The sequence below is a fragment of the Streptomyces sp. NPDC038213 genome (assembly GCF_055600495.1).
In genome coordinates this window covers 398,227-414,996 of record NZ_JBVJYM010000002.1, presented here as the reverse complement: position 1 = coordinate 414,996, position 16,770 = coordinate 398,227, and the positions used below count along the sequence as shown (strand labels likewise).

General features: G+C 74.8%; 16 protein-coding genes. 6 read left to right on the top strand and 10 right to left on the bottom strand.

Going from position 1 to position 16,770, the window contains the following annotated elements; translation table 11 throughout:
* Nucleotide 1: 1 nt before the first annotated feature.
* Complete coding sequence (locus ACZ7JZ_RS04565) at nucleotides 2-1,384, top strand: aminotransferase class V-fold PLP-dependent enzyme (protein ID WP_470933101.1); 1,383 nt, start codon at nucleotides 2-4, stop codon at nucleotides 1,382-1,384.
* A gap of 89 nt (nucleotides 1,385-1,473) precedes the next feature.
* Here the strand turns inward: ACZ7JZ_RS04565 and ACZ7JZ_RS04560 are convergent, their stop codons facing one another.
* Complete coding sequence (locus tag ACZ7JZ_RS04560) at nucleotides 1,474-2,451, bottom strand: carbohydrate kinase family protein (protein WP_470933099.1); 978 nt, start codon at nucleotides 2,449-2,451, stop codon at nucleotides 1,474-1,476.
* A gap of 133 nt (nucleotides 2,452-2,584) precedes the next feature.
* Here ACZ7JZ_RS04560 and ACZ7JZ_RS04555 point away from each other — a divergent pair, with 133 nt between their 5' ends.
* Complete coding sequence (locus ACZ7JZ_RS04555) at nucleotides 2,585-2,818, top strand: hypothetical protein (protein ID WP_470933097.1); 234 nt, start codon at nucleotides 2,585-2,587, stop codon at nucleotides 2,816-2,818.
* Nucleotides 2,819-2,927: 109 nt separating this feature from the next.
* Nucleotides 2,928-4,379: a hypothetical protein gene (locus tag ACZ7JZ_RS04550; RefSeq protein WP_470933095.1), complete on the top strand. Its 1,452-nt coding sequence runs from the start codon at nucleotides 2,928-2,930 to the stop codon at nucleotides 4,377-4,379.
* 81 nt (nucleotides 4,380-4,460) lie between these two features.
* Here the strand turns inward: ACZ7JZ_RS04550 and ACZ7JZ_RS04545 are convergent, their stop codons facing one another.
* Nucleotides 4,461-4,817, bottom strand: a complete 357-nt coding sequence (locus ACZ7JZ_RS04545) for a HesB/IscA family protein (protein WP_470933093.1) — start codon at nucleotides 4,815-4,817, stop codon at nucleotides 4,461-4,463.
* Nucleotides 4,818-5,140: 323 nt separating this feature from the next.
* Here ACZ7JZ_RS04545 and nadA point away from each other — a divergent pair, with 323 nt between their 5' ends.
* Nucleotides 5,141-6,331 (top strand): quinolinate synthase NadA, encoded by a 1,191-nt coding sequence (gene nadA / locus ACZ7JZ_RS04540; protein WP_470933091.1) that lies wholly within the window; start codon nucleotides 5,141-5,143, stop codon nucleotides 6,329-6,331.
* 104 nt (nucleotides 6,332-6,435) lie between these two features.
* Here the strand turns inward: nadA and ACZ7JZ_RS04535 are convergent, their stop codons facing one another.
* From ACZ7JZ_RS04535 to ACZ7JZ_RS04510, 6 genes are all read right to left on the bottom strand, one after another.
* Nucleotides 6,436-7,200 (bottom strand): response regulator, encoded by a 765-nt coding sequence (locus ACZ7JZ_RS04535; protein WP_470933089.1) that lies wholly within the window; start codon nucleotides 7,198-7,200, stop codon nucleotides 6,436-6,438.
* The gene (locus ACZ7JZ_RS04530) at nucleotides 7,197-8,447 is read right to left on the bottom strand and encodes a sensor histidine kinase (protein ID WP_470933087.1); all 1,251 of its coding nucleotides are present in this window, start codon (nucleotides 8,445-8,447) and stop codon (nucleotides 7,197-7,199) included. Before ACZ7JZ_RS04530 ends, ACZ7JZ_RS04535 begins: the two co-directional genes overlap by 4 nt.
* A gap of 11 nt (nucleotides 8,448-8,458) precedes the next feature.
* Nucleotides 8,459-9,193, bottom strand: coding sequence for a hypothetical protein (locus tag ACZ7JZ_RS04525; protein WP_470933085.1), 735 nt, complete (start codon nucleotides 9,191-9,193; stop codon nucleotides 8,459-8,461).
* A complete protein-coding gene (locus tag ACZ7JZ_RS04520) occupies nucleotides 9,190-11,016 on the bottom strand; it encodes a phosphatidylglycerol lysyltransferase domain-containing protein (protein ID WP_470933083.1) in 1,827 nt (608 codons plus the stop codon). The genes ACZ7JZ_RS04525 and ACZ7JZ_RS04520 overlap by 4 nt, the downstream gene beginning before the upstream one ends.
* A gap of 119 nt (nucleotides 11,017-11,135) precedes the next feature.
* The gene (gene cobT, locus ACZ7JZ_RS04515) at nucleotides 11,136-12,269 is read right to left on the bottom strand and encodes a nicotinate-nucleotide--dimethylbenzimidazole phosphoribosyltransferase (protein WP_470933081.1); all 1,134 of its coding nucleotides are present in this window, start codon (nucleotides 12,267-12,269) and stop codon (nucleotides 11,136-11,138) included.
* A 175-nt stretch (nucleotides 12,270-12,444) separates the two neighbouring features.
* Entirely contained in the window at nucleotides 12,445-13,653 is a 1,209-nt protein-coding gene (locus ACZ7JZ_RS04510; RefSeq protein ID WP_470933079.1) for a bifunctional adenosylcobinamide kinase/adenosylcobinamide-phosphate guanylyltransferase, read from the bottom strand.
* A gap of 139 nt (nucleotides 13,654-13,792) precedes the next feature.
* Between ACZ7JZ_RS04510 and ACZ7JZ_RS04505 the strand changes: the two genes are divergently transcribed.
* Nucleotides 13,793-14,002 (top strand): hypothetical protein, encoded by a 210-nt coding sequence (locus tag ACZ7JZ_RS04505; protein WP_470933077.1) that lies wholly within the window; start codon nucleotides 13,793-13,795, stop codon nucleotides 14,000-14,002.
* A 266-nt stretch (nucleotides 14,003-14,268) separates the two neighbouring features.
* Here the strand turns inward: ACZ7JZ_RS04505 and ACZ7JZ_RS04500 are convergent, their stop codons facing one another.
* Together ACZ7JZ_RS04500 and ACZ7JZ_RS04495 are read right to left on the bottom strand one after the other, a co-directional pair.
* Nucleotides 14,269-15,006, bottom strand: coding sequence for a class I SAM-dependent methyltransferase (locus tag ACZ7JZ_RS04500; RefSeq protein WP_470933403.1), 738 nt, complete (start codon nucleotides 15,004-15,006; stop codon nucleotides 14,269-14,271).
* A 56-nt stretch (nucleotides 15,007-15,062) separates the two neighbouring features.
* Nucleotides 15,063-15,674 (bottom strand): DUF3043 domain-containing protein, encoded by a 612-nt coding sequence (locus ACZ7JZ_RS04495; RefSeq protein WP_470933075.1) that lies wholly within the window; start codon nucleotides 15,672-15,674, stop codon nucleotides 15,063-15,065.
* Nucleotides 15,675-15,967: 293 nt separating this feature from the next.
* Here ACZ7JZ_RS04495 and ACZ7JZ_RS04490 point away from each other — a divergent pair, with 293 nt between their 5' ends.
* Complete coding sequence (locus ACZ7JZ_RS04490) at nucleotides 15,968-16,762, top strand: PspA/IM30 family protein (RefSeq protein ID WP_470933073.1); 795 nt, start codon at nucleotides 15,968-15,970, stop codon at nucleotides 16,760-16,762.
* Nucleotides 16,763-16,770: the final 8 nt, after the last annotated feature.

The window sequence follows — 16,770 nt, the reverse complement described above, 5'->3', positions numbered from 1 at the left end:
TATGCCGTACTTCGACTCCGCTTCCTCGGCTCCGCTGCACCCGGTGGCCCGTCAGGCCCTGCTCGCCTCCCTGGACGAGGGCTGGGCCGACCCGGCCCGCCTGTACCGGGAGGGGCGGCGGGCCCGGCTGCTCCTGGACGCGGCCCGGGAGGCCGCGGCGGAGGCCGTGGGATGCCGTCCGGACGAGCTCGTGTTCACTCCTTCGGGGACGCACGCGGTTCACCTGGGGGTGGCGGGGGCCCTCGCCGGGCGCCGGCGCGTCGGCGGGCATCTGGTCGTATCGGCGGTGGAGCACTCCTCCGTCCTCCATGCGGCGGCGGCCCACGAGGCCCGCGGCGGGACCCGCACCGAGGTGCCCGTGGACCGCGCGGGCGCGGCGTCCGCGGCCGGGTACGCCGCCGCGCTGCGCCCGGACACGGCGCTGGCCTGCCTGCAGTCCGCCAACCACGAGGTGGGCACCGTGCAGCCGGTCGCGGAGGTGGCCGCGGTCTGCGCGGAGGCGGGCGTACCGCTGCTGGTGGACGCGGCCCAGTCGCTGCCCTGGGGGCCGCCGCCGGAGGGCTGGTCGCTGCTGGCCGCCAGTGCGCACAAGTGGGGCGGGCCGGCCGGGGTCGGTCTGCTGGCGGTCCGCAAGGGGGTCCGGTACGCGCCCCAAGGGCCCGCGGACGAAAGGGAGTCGGGGCGCTCGGCCGGGTTCGAGAACATCCCGGCGGTGGTGGCCGCGGCGGCCTCGCTGCGGGCGGTGCGCGCGGACGCGGAGGCCGAGGCGGCCCGGCTGCGGGTGCTGGTGGACCGGATCCGGCGGCGGGTGGCGCGGCTGGTGCCGGACGTGGAGGTGGTGGGCCACGCGGACCGGCGGCTGCCGCACCTCGTCACCTTCTCCTGTCTCTACGTGGACGGGGAGGCGCTGCTGCACGAGCTGGACCGGGCGGGCTTCTCGGTCTCCTCGGGCTCCTCCTGTACGAGCTCCACGCTGACGCCGAGCCATGTGCTGGGCGCGATGGGGGTGCTGTCGGAGGGGAACGTGCGCGTGTCGCTGCCGCCGGGCACGGGGGCGGCCGAGGTGAACGCCTTCCTGGAGGTGCTGCCGGGGGCGGTGGCGGGGGTCCGGGCGAAGCTGGGACTGCCGGAGGCGGGGGCCGGGGTGGAGCCGGTGGCCGAGGCCGTGACCGTGGACGCGGTGGGGTTGCGGTGTCCGCAGCCGGTGATCGAGCTGGCGAAGGTGATCGGGAGCGTGCCGGTGGGGGGCGTGGTGACCGTGCTGTCCGACGACGAGGTGGCGCGGCTGGACATTCCGGCGTGGTGTGCGATGCGGGGGCAGGAGTACCTGGGGGAGGCGGTGGCCGCGTCGGGTACGGCGTACCGGGTGCGGCGGCTGGTGTGACCCCGCGGGGCCTTCCCTCCCCTCCCCCCGGACTCCGTCCGGGGGACCCCCTGGCGGGGCTGGACATCTCCAGCCCCGCCGGTGCCGGGTCAGGCGGACAGGTGGGACTGGACCTCTGCGGCGGCCTCGTCGCCGTAGGCCTTGGTGAAGCGGTCCATGAAGTGGGCGCGGGCCAGGGTGTACTCCTGGGTGCCGAGGGTCTCGATGACCAGGGTGGCCAGCATGCAGCCGACCTGCGCGGCGCGCTCCAGGCCGACGCCCCAGCCGAGGCCGGTCAGGAAGCCCGCGCGGAACGCGTCGCCGACGCCGGTCGGGTCGACCTTGGCGGTCTCCTCGGGGCAGCCGACCAGGATCGGCTCGTGGCCGGCGCGGTCGATCCGGACGCCCTGGGAGCCGAGGGTGGTGACGCGGGTGCCGACCTTGGCGAGGATCTCCTCCTCGGTCCAGCCGGACTTCGACTCGATGAGGCCCTTCTCGTACTCGTTCGAGAAGAGGAAGGTCGCGCCCTCCATCAGGGTGCGGATGTTCTCGCCGTCCATGCGGGCGATCTGCTGCGAGAAGTCGGCCGCGAACGGGATCTCGCGGGTCCGGCACTCCTCCGTGTGGCGGAGCATGGCCTCGGGGTCGTCCGCACCGATGAGGACCAGGTCGAGCCCGCCGACGCGGTCGGCGACCGACTTCAGCTCGATCAGGCGGGCCTCGCTCATGGCACCGGTGTAGAAGGAGCCGATCTGGTTGTGGTCAGCGTCCGTGGTGCACACGAAGCGGGCGGTGTGCAGGACCTCGGAGATCCGCACGGACTCGGTGTCGACCCCGTGGCGGTCCAGCCAGGCGCGGTACTCGTCGAAGTCGTAGCCCGCGGCGCCGACGAGGATCGGGCGGGCGCCGAGCTGGCCCATGCCGAAGCAGATGTTCGGGCCGACACCGCCCCGCCGTACGTCGAGGTTGTCGACGAGGAAGGAGAGGGAGACCGTGTGCAGCTGGTCCGCGACCAGCTGGTCGGCGAAGCGGCCGGGGAAGGTCATGAGGTGGTCGGTGGCGATGGAGCCGGTGACTGCGATACGCACGGCGTGGATGCTCCTGCGAGGGGCGGAAGGGGACAGTAAACGCTACCCGGTCGCACCCTCCCCCTAGCCACCGGGCAAAACTACCCGAGAGTAGGACTTACCTCGCATACCCGCCCGTGCATACGGTGCCCGCATGAGGACTTACCCCCATTCCGCCAAGTCCAGTGCCGAGTCCGCCGCCGCCTCCCCGGGGGGCCCGCGGGGCGAGTTCGCGGAGCTGCTGGGCGCCTCGGCCCGGATGGCCCCGCACTGGCCGGTCCCGGCGGAGCCGGCCCCGGCGCGGGTGGCCCCCTCGCAGATCCACGGGGTGACCGTGCCCGCCGCCTCGGCCCGGATGATCGCCGCCACGGCGCAGTACGGGTTCTGACGGCACGGGTTCCGACCGTACGCGGTGCGACCGGGCCCGCGGACCCCCGGGAACCGGATAGCCTCCCGCTCCGTCCCAACTGCACCAAGGACGGCGTAAGGAGCGAGCGGTGACCGGAGAACGCATCCCCCGAACGCGCAGGCAGCGGCGGCCCTCCGCGGCCGTCGCCTCGGTCGCGGCCGCCGTGCTGCTGGCCGGCGGCGGTACGGCGTACTGGGCGAGCACGGCGTACGGGGAGCAGGGCCCGCCGGCCGCGGCCTCCGCCCCGGCGTCCGGGTCTCCCGCGCCCGCCGCCCCCGACCCCACTCCCCCGCCCGGCATCGCGCCGGGCGAGCCCGACCCCTCGGGCGGCGGGGTGCACTACCAGGCCGCCGCCGAGATGCCCGCCGGGCCGGGCCGGGCGGCCGGCTACCGGCTGGACGGGGAGGTGGGCCGGGAGCGGGTGGCCGCGCTGGCGGCCTCGCTCGGGCTCGCGGGCACGCCGCGGCTGTCGGGCGAGGTGTGGCAGGTCGGGGTGGTCCGCGACCCCTCGGAGCCGCAGCTCCGGGTGAACCGGCAGGGGCCGGGCGCCTGGTCCTACACGGGCCACCGCACCGGCGGCACGGACGACTGCCCCAAGGGCAAGGACCGCTGCGGCCCCGCGGTGCCCCCGGAGGGTCCCGGCACGGGCGCCGGCGGCACCCCGGTGGACGAGGCGGCCGCGAAGGCGGCCGCGGCCCCCGTGCTGGCGGCGGCGGGCCTGTCGGGCGCGAAGGTGCAGGCGCGGGAGGTCCAGGGAGCCGCACGGGTGGTCACCGCCGACCCGGTGGTCGGCGGGATGCCCACGTACGGGTGGTCCACCCGGGTGTACGTCGGCCCGGACGGCCAGGTGGCCTCGGCCACCGGTGAGCTGGCGGTGCCGGTACGGGGCGCCGAGCGGGACGTGGTGACCGCGGCCCAGGGGCTGGCCCGCCTCAACGCCGGGCCGGCCGCGCCCGGCATCGGCGGCTGCGCCACCCCGGTGCCGCTGGCGGAGCCGGGGGCCGGGGCGGCCGCGGACGGCGGGCCGGTGGCCGCGGGCGGGCCGGACGGGGCCGTGGGCGCGGGGTCCGCGCCCTGCCCGCCGGACGGGAGCGCTCCGGTGGAGCCGGTACGGACGGAGCAGGTGACCGGGGCGGTGCTCGGGCTGACCCCGGGGACGGCGGACGGGCACCGGGAGCTGGTGCCGGCCTGGCTCTACACCGTGGCCGGACGGGACGGGGGTCCGGGGCACACGGTGGTGCAGCCGGCCGCCGGGGAGGCGGCGTCGGCGGCGCGGACCGTGCCCGGGTTCTCGTACGAGGAGGCGGGCCGGAAGCTGACGGTGCACTTCTGGGGCGGGGCGTGCAGCGACTACGCCCTCGCGGTGCGGGAGCACGCCGGGACGGTGTCGGTGCGGGTGACGGACACCCCGCGGAAGCCGGGCGGGGCCTGCATCCTGATCGCCCGGGAGATGTCGGTGTCGGCACAGCTGGAGCAGCCGCTCGGGGACCGGCAGGTGCTGGACGGGAGCACGGGCAAGACCCTGCCGCGGCAGAAGTAGCCGTACGCGCGAGAGGGGCGGTACCGGGATCCGGTACCGCCCCTCTCGGGTGCGCTCGGGCTTCGCGGAAGCCCGGACGGCTTAGCTGAAGGAGTCGCCGCAGGCGCAGGAGCCGGTGGCGTTCGGGTTGTCGATCGTGAAGCCCTGCTTCTCGATGGTGTCCACGAAGTCGATGGAGGCGCCGCCCAGGTACGGGGCGCTCATGCGGTCGGTGACGACCTTGACCCCGTCGAAGTCCTTCACGACGTCGCCGTCGAGGGAGCGCTCGTCGAAGAAGAGCTGGTAGCGCAGGCCGGAGCAGCCGCCGGGCTGGACGGCGACGCGCAGTGCCAGGTCGTCCCGGCCTTCCTGCTCGAGCAGGGTCCTGACCTTGGAGGCGGCGGCGTCGGACAGGAGGATGCCGTCGCTCACAGTGGTCTTGTCGTCCTGAACGGACATCTGCATTCACTCCCGAAGTGGGCGGCTCCCCGCGGGGCGGGGAAACGTCGGACTCTTGCCGTCGGTGGCAACCGACGGGGCCGCGGATTCATTCCGGGCCTGACGCGTGTTTCAGATATTCATGCTCGCACACCGAGCCGCGGCCGTGTCCCGCTCGACAGCGGGCGGCGAATTCGTCACATCGACACTATCGGCATCGTCAAACTGACGTGAAGCGGTTATGATAGATAACGTCAACTAGACGAGAAGTCCCGGAGAAGTCGCGTAGTCGCTGATTGCAGACTCGCCGGACCCGTAGTCGCAGAACAGAAAGGGTGCGTGTCGTGACCACCGCCCAGCCTTTGGACGTCCAGCCGACGCCCCTCGCCCTGCTGCTGCTCGGCCGCGAGGCCGACCCGAAGAGCGAGCGGGGCGTGGAGTGCCCGGGCGACCTGCCCTCGCCGTCCGACCCGGACCTGGTGGCGCGCGCCCGCGCGGCCAAGGAGAAGCTCGGGGACAAGGTGTTCATCCTCGGGCACCACTACCAGCGTGACGAGGTCATCGAGTTCGCGGACGTCACCGGCGACTCCTTCAAGCTGGCGCGCGACGCGGCCGCCAGGCCGGAGGCCGAGTACATCGTCTTCTGCGGCGTGCACTTCATGGCCGAGTCCGCGGACATCCTGACCTCGGACGCCCAGAAGGTGGTCCTCCCGGACCTGGCCGCCGGCTGCTCGATGGCCGACATGGCCACCGCCGAGCAGGTCGCCGAGTGCTGGGACGTGCTGACCGAGGCCGGGATCGCGGACGTCACCGTGCCCGTCTCGTACATGAACTCCTCGGCCGACATCAAGGCCTTCACGGGCAAGCACGGCGGCACGATCTGCACCTCGTCCAATGCGAAGAAGGCCCTGGACTGGGCGTTCGGGCAGGGCGACCCGGAGCGGACCAAGGTGCTCTTCCTGCCGGACCAGCACCTGGGCCGCAACACCGCCGTCCGCGACATGGGCATGTCCCTGGACGACTGCGTGGTCTACAACCCGCACAAGCCGAACGGCGGGCTGACCGCCGAGGAGCTGCGCGGCGCGAAGATGATCCTGTGGCGCGGGCACTGCTCGGTGCACGGCCGGTTCAGCGTGGACTCGGTCAACGACGTGCGCGCGCGCATCCCCGGCGTCAACGTGCTCGTGCACCCGGAGTGCAAGCACGAGGTCGTGGCCGCGGCGGACTACGTGGGCTCGACGGAGTACATCATCAAGGCCCTGGAGGCGGCCCCGGCCGGCTCCAAGTGGGCCATCGGCACCGAGCTGAACCTGGTCAAGCGGCTGGCGAATCGATTCGCCCCCGAGGGCAAGGAAGTCGTCTTCCTCGACCGCACGGTCTGCTTCTGCTCGACCATGAACCGCATCGACCTGCCGCACCTGGTCTGGGCCCTGGAGTCCCTCGCCGAGGGCACCCTCGTCAACCAGATCCAGGTCGACAAGGAGACCGAGAGCTTCGCCAAGCTCGCACTGGAGCGGATGCTCGCCCTCCCGTAGCGGGATCCCGGGACCACCCCGGCGCAGTACGTACGAAGGCCCCGGCCCGCCGCACCAGGCGGGCCGGGGCCTTCGCGCATGCCGACGCCCCGCTGCGCCCGCTCCTACTCCCCGCCCGGGCGGACCAGGCCCGATTCGTAGGCGATGACGACCAGTTGGGCCCGGTCCCGGGCGGAGAGCTTGGCCATGGCCCGGTTCACGTGGGTCTTCACGGTGAGGGGGCTGACCTCCAGCTGCGCGGCGATCTCGTCGTTGGACAGGCCCGCGGCCACGTGGACGAGGACCTCCCGCTCGCGGCCGGTGAGGGCGGCGAGGCGTTCGGCGCGGGCGGCGGACGGGGCGGAGGGGGCGCCGCCGCCCTGGGCGAGGAAGCTGGCGATGAGCCCCTTGGTGGCGGCCGGGGAGAGCAGGGCGTCCCCGGCGGCGGCGATCCGGATGGCGTGCAGGAGCTCGTCCGGTTCCGCGCCCTTGCCGAGGAACCCGGACGCGCCGGCCCGCAGGGCCTCGACCACGTACTCGTCCACCTCGAAGGTCGTCAGCATCACCACGCGGACCCCGGCGAGCCCGGGGTCCGCGCTGATCATCCGGGTGGCGGCCAGCCCGTCGGTGCCGGGCATCCGGATGTCCATGAGGACCACGTCGGCGCGCAGTTCGCGGGCCAGGGCCACGGCCTGGGCCCCGTCCGCGGCCTCGCCGACGACCTCCATGCCCGGTTCGGAGTTCACGAGGACCTTGAAGGCGCTGCGCAGCAGGGCCTGGTCGTCGGCGAGCAGCACCCTGATGGGGGCTGCGGAACCGCCGGGCCCGGTGTGCCCGGGGTGCTCGGTGTGCTCGGTGTGCTCGGTGTGCTCGGTGTGCTCGGTACTCATCTGGGCTCCCGGGCCGCGGGCGCGGCCGTTTCGAGGGGCAGGATCGCGTGCACCCGCCAGCCGCCCCCGTAGCGGGGGCCGGCGGAGCAGGTGCCGCCGAGGGCGGCGGCGCGCTCGCGCATGCCGAGCAGCCCGTGGCCGCCGCCGGGGTCGCCGGGGGCGGGGCGGGCCGCCTCGGTGCCGCCGTCGTCCAGGACGGTGACCTCCACGGTGCGGCCGACGCGGACCACGCTGACCTCGGCGCGGGCCCCGGCCCCGGCGTGCTTGCGGACGTTGGTGAGCGCCTCCTGGACCACGCGGTAGGCGGCCAGGTCGGCGGCGGCGGGCAGCGGCGGGCCGGCGGGGTCGCGGGCGACCTCGACGGGGAGCCCGGCGTTGCGGAAGGTGTCCACGAGGTCGTCGAGCACGCCGAGGCCGGGGGCGGGTTCGGTGGGGGCCTCGGGGTCCCCGGACTGGCGCAGCAGCCCGACGGTGGCGCGCAGTTCGCCGAGTGCGGAGCGGCTGGCCTCGCGCACGTGGGCGAGGGCTTCCTTGGCCTGGTCGGGGCGCTTGTCCATGACGTGGGCCGCGACCCCGGCCTGCACGTTGACCAGGGCGATGTGGTGGGCGACCACGTCGTGCAGGTCGCGGGCGATGCGCAGGCGCTCCTCGGCGACCCGGCGGCGGGCCTCCTCCTCGCGGGTGCGCTCGGCCCGCTCGGCGCGCTCGCGGATGGCGTCGACGAAGGCCCGGCGGCTGCGGACGGCGTCGCCGGCGGCCGCGGCCATCCCGGTCCAGGCGAAGATGCCGAGGTTCTCCTGCGCGTACCAGGGCAGGGGGCCGGCGAGCATGGCGGCGGCGGTCAGGCCGGTCATGGTGAGGAGGCCGACCCGCCGGGTGGTGGGCCGGTCGGTGCGGGCGGCGACGGTGTACAGGGCGACGACGGCCGACATGGCGACGGGGGCGCGGGCCGGTCCGGAGAGCAGCTCGACCAGGGTCACGCCGGCGGTGGCGGCCAGTACGGCCATCGGTCGGCGGCGCCGGAAGACCAGCGAGACCGCGCCGACCAGCATGAGGGCGAGGCTGGGCAGGTCGGGGCTGCGGGTGGCGAAGCTGGGGCGGCCGTGGGGTCCGCCGTCGGGGTCCACGAAGGAGCCGAGGACCATCGCCGCGAGGACGCCGAGGGCCAGGATGGCGTCGGTCGCGAGGGGGTGCGCGTGGAGCCGGGCCTTCGTCCGGTCCAGCCGGGTCCCCAGGGGTGTCGTCACGCGGCCCGACTCTACGGTGCCCCGCCGGGCGGCGCCCCGGCCGCCCGCTCCCCCGCGGCCCCGGCCGCCCGGGGGCCGGGGCGCCGCCTGCGCGCGTAGAGGCTCTGGACGGCGATCAGGGCGAGGACGGCGGCGATGGCCGCGAGGTGCTCCTTGCCCGCGAGGTTGTTCTTGAAGACGACCTCGACGGCCATCGCGAGGACCACGAGGGCGGCGGTCCAGCGGGCGCCGTAGCGCCAGCAGACGTAGACGGCGAGGCCGACGACGGCGGCGGAGGGGCCGGTGTCGTTGACGATCCGGTCCGATGCGGGCAGGCCGAGGGGGTGGTCGGGGCCGAGGGCCAGGCCGATGCGGGCGTACGTGGTGCCGGCGAGGGTGGCGAGGTAGCCGACCAGCAGGGTGCGCCACCACCCGAGGCAGATCTCGGCGATGCCGAAGACCAGCAGCATCTGGGCGAGGGCCCCCCAGACCGGCAGGTCCAGGGCGGGTACGAACAGCGACAGCGGGGTGCGCAGCAGGCCGGTCCACAGCGGGTCGGCGGCCCGTACGGAGCCGATGTCCTGGACGAAGCGGTAGCCCCAGGACTGGTTCTGGACGATCTGGAAGACCGCGGTCAGGGCGACGGCGGCCAGGGTCATGGGGACCGCGCGCCACCGGCGGCGTACGAGGGCCCCTCGGACCGTGGTGTACAGCGGTCCCCATTCGCGGCGGGCGAAGCGCGCGGCCCGGCCGGGGCGGTGCGTCAACGCTTCGTCTCCAGGTGTCTGCGGTGCAGCCACTTCGGCAGGCCGGGGGCTTCGAGGAAGCCCTCGGCGCGGCCTGCGGCGATCCCGATGCGCAGCAGGTCGGAGCTCTTCTCGAAGAGCATGAACCGCGGTTCCCAGATCGGCCGGTACTTGGCGTTGGCCCGGTAGAGCGACTCGATCTGCCACCAGCGCGAGAAGAAGCTGAGCAGGGAGCGCCACAGCCGCAGCACGGGTCCGGCGCCCAGGCGGGAGCCGCGCTCGAAGACGGAGCGGAACATGGCGAAGTTCAGGGAGACCTGGGTGACGCCGATCCCGGGGGCGCGCTGGAGGAGTTCGATGACCATGAACTCCATGAGGCCGTTCTCGGAGTCGCGGTCGCGGCGCATCAGGTCGAGGGAGAGGCCTTCGGGGCCCCAGGGGACGAAGGAGAGCAGGGCGCGCAGCTCGCCGTCCCCGTCGGAGCACTCCAGCATCACGCAGCGGCCGTCGGCGGGGTCGCCGAGCCGGCCCAGGGCCATGGAGAAGCCGCGTTCGGTGGCCCCGTCGCGCCAGTCGTCGGCGCGGCGCAGCAGGGCGTCCATCTCCTCGGCGGGGATGTCGGCGTGGCGGCGGATGCGGACGGTGTACCCGGCGCGCTTGACGCGGTTGAAGGCCTGCCGGACGGTGCGCATGGCGCGGCCGTCGAGGGTGAACTCGGCGGTCTCGACGATGGCCTCGTCGCCCAGTTCGAGGGCGTCGAGGCCGTGGCGGGCGTAGACCGTGCCCGCCTCCTCGCTCGCGCCCATGACGGCCGGGACCCAGCCGTGCTCGCGGGCCTCGGCGAGCCAGGGCTCGATGGCGCCGGGCCAGGCCTCGGGGTCGCCGAGGGGGTCGCCGGAGGCAAGGGAGACCCCGCCGACGACCCGGTAGGCGATGGCGGCCTTGCGGGTGGGCGACCACACGACGCTCTTCTCCCGGCGCAGCGCGAAGTAGCCGAGGGAGTCGCGGTCGCCCTGCTTGTCGAGGAGGCGGCGCAGCTCCTCCTCGTCGGAGGCGGTGAGGGGGTCCACGGCCCGGCGGGAGCGGAAGGCGGCGAAGAGCACGGCGAGGAGCAGGAGCATGGACAGGACGTTGACGGCCACGTCCACCCAGCCGGGGGTGTTGATGCCCGGGTAGCCGGAGTCGTTGGAGGCGAGGGTGGCCAGCCGCATCAGGCCGTACCGCCAGCGGGCCATGAAGGAGGCGCCGGGGGCGTCGGGGGTGGCGTTGGTGAGTCCGACGAGAACGGCCGCGGCGAGGGAGGCGAGGAGGAGGCCGAAGACGGCGACGGCGGCGGCCAGGCGCGGGTTGGAGCGGTCGCCCTTGGCGTAGAACTCGCGGCGGCCCAGCAGCAGGGCGAGGACGAAGGCGCCGGTGAGGGCGAGGGAGACCCAGTTCTGGGGGTGCTCGCGGATCTCGGGGAACACGAAGGCGAAGCCGAAGAGGAGCAGCAGCGGGCCGGCGAGGGCCAGGTTGAGGATCCAGGCGGCCCGCTTGCGGCGGCCCATGGTGACCGCGAGCAGGAGCGTGAACAGGCCGGAGGCGAAGCCGGCGGTGAGCAGGTACGGGGTGTAGAGGTCGTCGGTGTTGTGCTGGCGCAGGTCCTGCCCGAGGGAGACCCATACGGCGCTCAGGAAGTTCACGAACGTGACGAGGCGCAGGTACCAGACGGCGAAGGCGGCGCTGCGGCGCGAGCGGGCGCTGCCGCGGGCGCCGGTGCGCTGCCCGTCCCCGGGGGCGGGCTCGCGTCCGGGGCCCCTGCTGTCGCGGGCTGGATCGACGGTAGACAAACGGACATCTCCCATAAAACCGATGTTATGGGGCATCGCCGTTCACAGGAGGCAGGGGTACGGCGGCGCGGTCGGCGCCGTACCCCCGGATCTCGGCCCGCCGCTCCCGCGGCCGGCTCTCCGCCCTTCGCGTTCTACGCGTCCTGTGCGTCCTGCGCAGCCCGCGCGTCCCGTACGTCCGGCTGCGCGGCCTCCGGCCCGGCGTCCTCCGCGGGAGCGGCGGACGGGCGGAGCGGCAGCTCGGCCGCGAGGGCGGCGGCTGCCTGGACGAGGGGAAGTGCCAGCAATGCCCCGGTTCCTTCCCCCACAGTGACGCCGTGGTCCAGCAGGGGGTTGAGTGCCATCCGGTCCAGGGCCTTCGCCTGGGCGGGCTCGCCGCTCGCCTGGCCCGCCAGCCACCAGTCCGGGGCCCGGAAGGCGGCCCGCTGCGCCACCAGCGCGGCGGCCGCGGCGACCACCCCGTCGAGGATCACGGGCATCCGGCGCACCGCGCACTGGAGCAGGAACCCGGTCATCGCCGCCGCGTCCGCGCCGCCGACCGCCGCCAGCAGCTCCAGCTGGTCGCCGAGCACGGGCCGGGCCCGGCGCAGCGAGTCGCGCACCGCGGCGCACTTGCGCATCCAGGCGAGGTCGTCGATCGGGACCCCGCCGCGGCCCGTGACCACGGAGGCGTCCGTACCGCACAGCGCGGCGACGAGGGTGGCGGCGATCGTGGTGCCGCCCACGCTGAGGTCGCCGAGGACGACGAGGTCGGTGCCGGAGTCGGCCTCCTCGTCGGCGACCGCCATGCCGAGCCGGACGGCTGCCTCGGCCTCCTCGGGCGTCAGGGCGTTCTCGGTGTCGGTACGGCCGCTGCCCCGGCGGACCCGGTGCCGTACGACCTCCTCGGGCAGCAGCCCGGGGTCGCAGTCCAGGCCGGCGTCCACCACGCGGATGCCGACGCCGGCCCGGCGGGCCAGCACCGCGGCCGGGCTCTCCCCGTCCAGCACGGCGCGCACCAGGACGTGGGCCCCGCCGGCGGGCCGGGCGGAGACCCCGAGCCGCGCGACGCCGTGGTCGGCGGCGAACAGCAGCACGCGGGGCCGCTCCACGGGCCGTACCGGCACCGCGCCCTGGGCGGCGGACAGCCATTCGGCGAGCTCGTCGAGGCGGCCGAGGGCACCGGGCGGCACGGCGAGCTTTTCGCGGCGTTCTTCGGCTTCGTGCCGTACGCCCCCGTCGGGGCGCTCGATCAGGTCGGAGAAGTCGTCGAGGTTCAGCCTGTCCATCTGCCGAACAGTACAGGCGCGGGTGGACGGGACGGCCGGGGGCGGCTTGAGGGGGCCTGCGCCGCTTATGGGGTCTGCGGGGGGCGGTGCGGCCCGTGGGGCCTCCGGGGAGGGGTGCAAGGCCCGGGGCCGGGTCGGCAAGGGGCCGTCCCTCCCCCGCCCGGCCCGGCGGGGCTCAGCCCTCCTTGAGGATCAGGGGCTGGCCGGCCACCACCAGGAGGACGTGTTCGCACTCCCCCGCCACGGCCGCGTTCAGGCGGCCCAGTTCGTCGCGGAAGCGGCGGCCCGCGGGGGTGGCCGGGACCACGCCCGAGCCGACCTCGTTGCTGACCGCGACCACCGTGCGCCGGGTGGCGCGCAGGGCGGCCACCAGTTCGGCGGTGCGCTCGTGCAGCCGGTCCCGGCCGCCGCCCTCCGCCCAGACCGCGTCGTCCCAGGCCCCCACCCGGTCCATGGCATCCGTCAGCCACAGCGCCAGGCAGTCGACGAGCAGCGGGGGGCCGTCCACGGCCAGCAGGGGGGCCAGCTCGCAGGTCTCCGTGGTGCGCCAGCTGCCCGGGCGGCGGTCCCGGTGCAGGCGGACCCGGTCCGACCAGTCGGCGTCTCCGTCGCGGGTGCCGCCGGTGGCCACGTACTCGACCGCCGGGAAGGCCTCCAGGCGGCGCTCGGCCTCCACCGACTTCCCGGAGCGGGCGCCGCCGAGCACGAGGGTGCGGCGGGGCAGGTCCGGTACGGAGTGGTAGTCGCCCACGATCAGCGTGCTGCCGTCCGGGACCGTACGGGCCCCCGCCGCCGCGAGCCACCGGTCGAGCTCCCGGCCCGGCGGGGCGTCGTGGTCGAGGTGGACGGCGATCACGTCGGTCGTCGGGCCCACGGCGCCGGCCTCGCGCAGCCGGGCCAGGGCGTCGGGGCGGCCGAGGACGTCCGCGAGCACCATGGCGTACGGGGCCGTGTGGTTGTGCCGGGTGCCTGCGGGGGCGCCGCCGGGGGGCAGGTACAGCAGGCGCTCCCCGTCGGGGCCGGTCACCTCGTACCCCGTGCCCGGCGCGTCCATCGGGACCGCGCGCACCCGGTGGCCGCTGATCACCGCGAGCTCGCGGCCGTCGGGCACGCGGCCCGCGGCGGGCAGGCCGGGGGGCAGCTCCACGGCGGGCCCGTCGTGCGGATGGGTCAGCAGGACCTGGCGCACGCCCGCGAGCGAGTGCCCGGCGCGGGCGGCGGCCAGGACCGCGCCGGGGGTCAGGTCGAGCAGCACCGCACCGTCCACGAGGGCCGCCGTGGCGGCGCGGCTGCGGCCACCCACGGACACGGCGCAGGCGGCACAGGGACAGCCGGGGCGGGGGAGGCCTTCCGGGGCTCCCGTGCCGAGCAGAGTCAGTTCCACGAGGAAGATCTTCCCGCGTCGCCGCGAGAGGTGCGCGCCCGGCTACGCTGCTGGGCAGTCTTACGGCAGGCGTGCGGCCGGCGCGGAGGCGCGGCGGGCGGGCGCATCGGAGCGTGGCGAGCGCAGGAGGCGGACGCAGATGGCTTGGATCTGGAGTTTCGAGAAGGCCGACGGGACGGGGGCCGCGCCGGCGGTCGAGCCGGAGGAGTTCACGACGCAGGGGGATGCGGAGACCTGGATCGGTGAGGTCTGGAAGGAGCTGCTGGAGGGGGGCGTGGAGCGGGTGCGGCTGTCCGAGGACGAGACGGAGATCTACGTGATGTCGCTGGAGGCCGCGGCCGAGGCCTGACCGGCCGGGCGCTCGGACGGGGGCGGGGTCCCGGCCCCCGCCGGGCGGGCCCGGCCCCGGGCGGGGCGCCGCTGCGCGGGGCCTGTTCCCCTACCCGCCCCTTCCCGAACTGGGGCTCCGCCCCAGACCCCGCGCCTCAAGCGCCGGCGGGGCTTGATTTGCCGCACAGCGGCAATATCAAGCCCGCGCGGCGATTGAGCGCACCGGACGCGCAGCGCACGGTCCGGGGGGCCGGGGGCGGGGCCCCCGGAGCCGGCGGGGCGGGGTCAGCCGCCGCGGACGCCGCAGAGGTGGAGGAGGGCCGCTACTGCCCGGTACGGGTCCGTGCGGCCCGCTCGGTCCTCGGCCGTGAGGAGCCGCGCGTAGGACTCGGGGTCGGGCAGCGGCTCCGTGTCCGGCGCGCCGTCGGTGAAGACCCGTACGCCGTACCAGGCGTGCAGCGGGGCCCCGATCCCGGACAGGGTCTCGGTCAGCGTGCCGAGCCGGTCGGCGCGGACCGGCAGCCCGAGCCGGTTGGTGTACTCCGGCGCGTCGAAGGCGCCGAGCGCCACCGGCCAGTCCCCGGCCAGCCCCGGCCGCATGGCCAGCGCGTCACCGTTGCGCACGAGCAGGGACAGCAGTCCGCCGGGCGCCAGCATCCGGGCCAGCCCGGCCAGCATGGCGTCCGGTTCGGACACGTACATCAGCACCCCGTGGCACAGGACCACGTCGAAGCTGCCCGGCAGGAAGTGCGCTCCGGTCTCCCGGCCGTCGCCCTCCATGAAGCGGACGCGCTCGCGGATCCCGGCCGGTTCCGGGTCGAGGGCCGCCTGGGCGGCCGCCAGCATCGCGGGGTCGGATTCGAGCCCGGTGACCCGGTGGCCGGCTCGGGCCAGCCGCAGGGCCTGGGTGCCCTGCCCCATGCCCACGTCGAGGATGCGCAGCCGCTGCCCGACGGGGAAGCGCTGCGCGATCTGCTCGTCGATCTGCCGGGCGACCAGTTCCTGCCGGACGGCGTTGCGCAGCCCGGTGAGACCGGCGAGCCAGGGGCCGGCGCCCCCGGCGAAGCCGTCGGCTCCGCTCAGGGCCGCTCTCCGCGCTTGACCTGGGGCTTCGGGAGCCGCAGCCGGCGCATCTGGAGGGTGCGCATCAGGCCGTACGCGACGGCGCCGCGCTTGGGCTCGGTCGGGAAGCGCTCGTTGAGCGCCTTGCGCAGGCGGAGGAAGAGGCCCACCGAGTCCACGAGGATCAGGGCGATCACCGCGAGCCACAGCAGCAGCGCGATGTTCTGGAGGGCCGGGACGCGGATCATGCTGAGCACCAGGATGATCACCGCGAGCGGCAGGAACATCTCGGCGACGGAGTAACGCGAGTCCACGTAGTCGCGGACGAACTTGCGCACCGGGCCCTTGTCGCGGGCGGGCAGGTACCGCTCGTCGCCGTTGGCCAGCGCCTCGCGCTGCCGGGCGAAGTCGGCGCGGCGGCGCTCGCGGGCGCGCTTGGCGTCCTCCTTGCGGTTGCCGGTCGAGGCCGCGACGGAGCGGCGCTGCGACTGGGCGACGGCGCGCTTCGGCGTGGCGCGGCCCTTGGGGGCCTGCGGGTCACGGGGCTGCTTGGAGAGGTCCGCGGTCACCTTGGCGGTGGCGGCGTCCTTCTCATCCTTGGAGGAACGGCTACCAAACACAGGACCCAAGGGTACGGGGTGCCGGGCGCGTACCCCACCCCGCCGGGGAACGATCCGGCAACGACGTGCGTCTTCACGGGTACCGGGGCCGTTCCGCAGGGACGTTCCGTTTCAAGGTCGTCTCCGGGGTGTACGTACTCCTCAGGCGTGAGGTGACGGGCCCGTACCTCGTCCTTGGGGAGGAGCGCGGGAGCCGCCGAACAGTGCGGTAATGGAAGCAGCCCCCGCGTAGTGTGGGAGCTGTTGGAGTGCCGAGCCGAAGTCCAGCCGATAGTCCGTCGAGAAGGGGGCGCGCGAAGCCCATGAGCGGTGTCATGAAGCGTATGGGGATGATCTTCCGCGCGAAGGCGAACAAAGCCCTGGACCGGGCCGAGGACCCGCGCGAGACCCTCGACTACTCGTACCAGAAGCAGCTGGAGCTGCTGCAGAAGGTGCGCCGCGGGGTCGCGGACGTCGCCACCTCGCGCAAGCGGCTCGAGCTCCAGCTCAACCAGCTGCAGAACCAGTCCGCCAAGCTGGAGGACCAGGGCCGCAAGGCGCTGGCGCTCGGCCGCGAGGACCTGGCCCGCGAGGCCCTGTCCCGGCGCGCCTCGCTCCAGCAGCAGGTCAGCGACCTGGAGGTGCAGCACCAGACCCTCCAGGGCGAGGAGGAGAAGCTGACGCTCGCCGCGCAGCGCCTGCAGGCCAAGGTCGACGCCTTCCGTACGAAGAAGGAGACGATCAAGGCCACGTACACGGCCGCGCAGGCGCAGACGCGGATCGCCGAGTCCTTCTCCGGGATCTCGGAGGAGATGAGCGACGTCGGCCTCGCCATCCAGCGGGCCGAGGACAAGACCGCGCAGCTCCAGGCCCGCGCGGGCGCGATCGACGAGCTGCTGGCCTCGGGTGCGCTGGACGACCAGTCCGGGCTGGGCTCGAAGGACGACATCCAGGCCGAGCTGGACCGCCTCTCGGGCGGTACGGACGTGGAGCTGGAGCTCCAGCGGATGAAGGCCGAGCTGGCCGGCGGTTCCGCGGCGAAGCCCGCCATCGAGGGCGGCGAGCAGGACGCGGGACGGCAGGGGCAGCAGCAGGGCCACCGCTTCGACAAGCAGTAGGCGCGGCC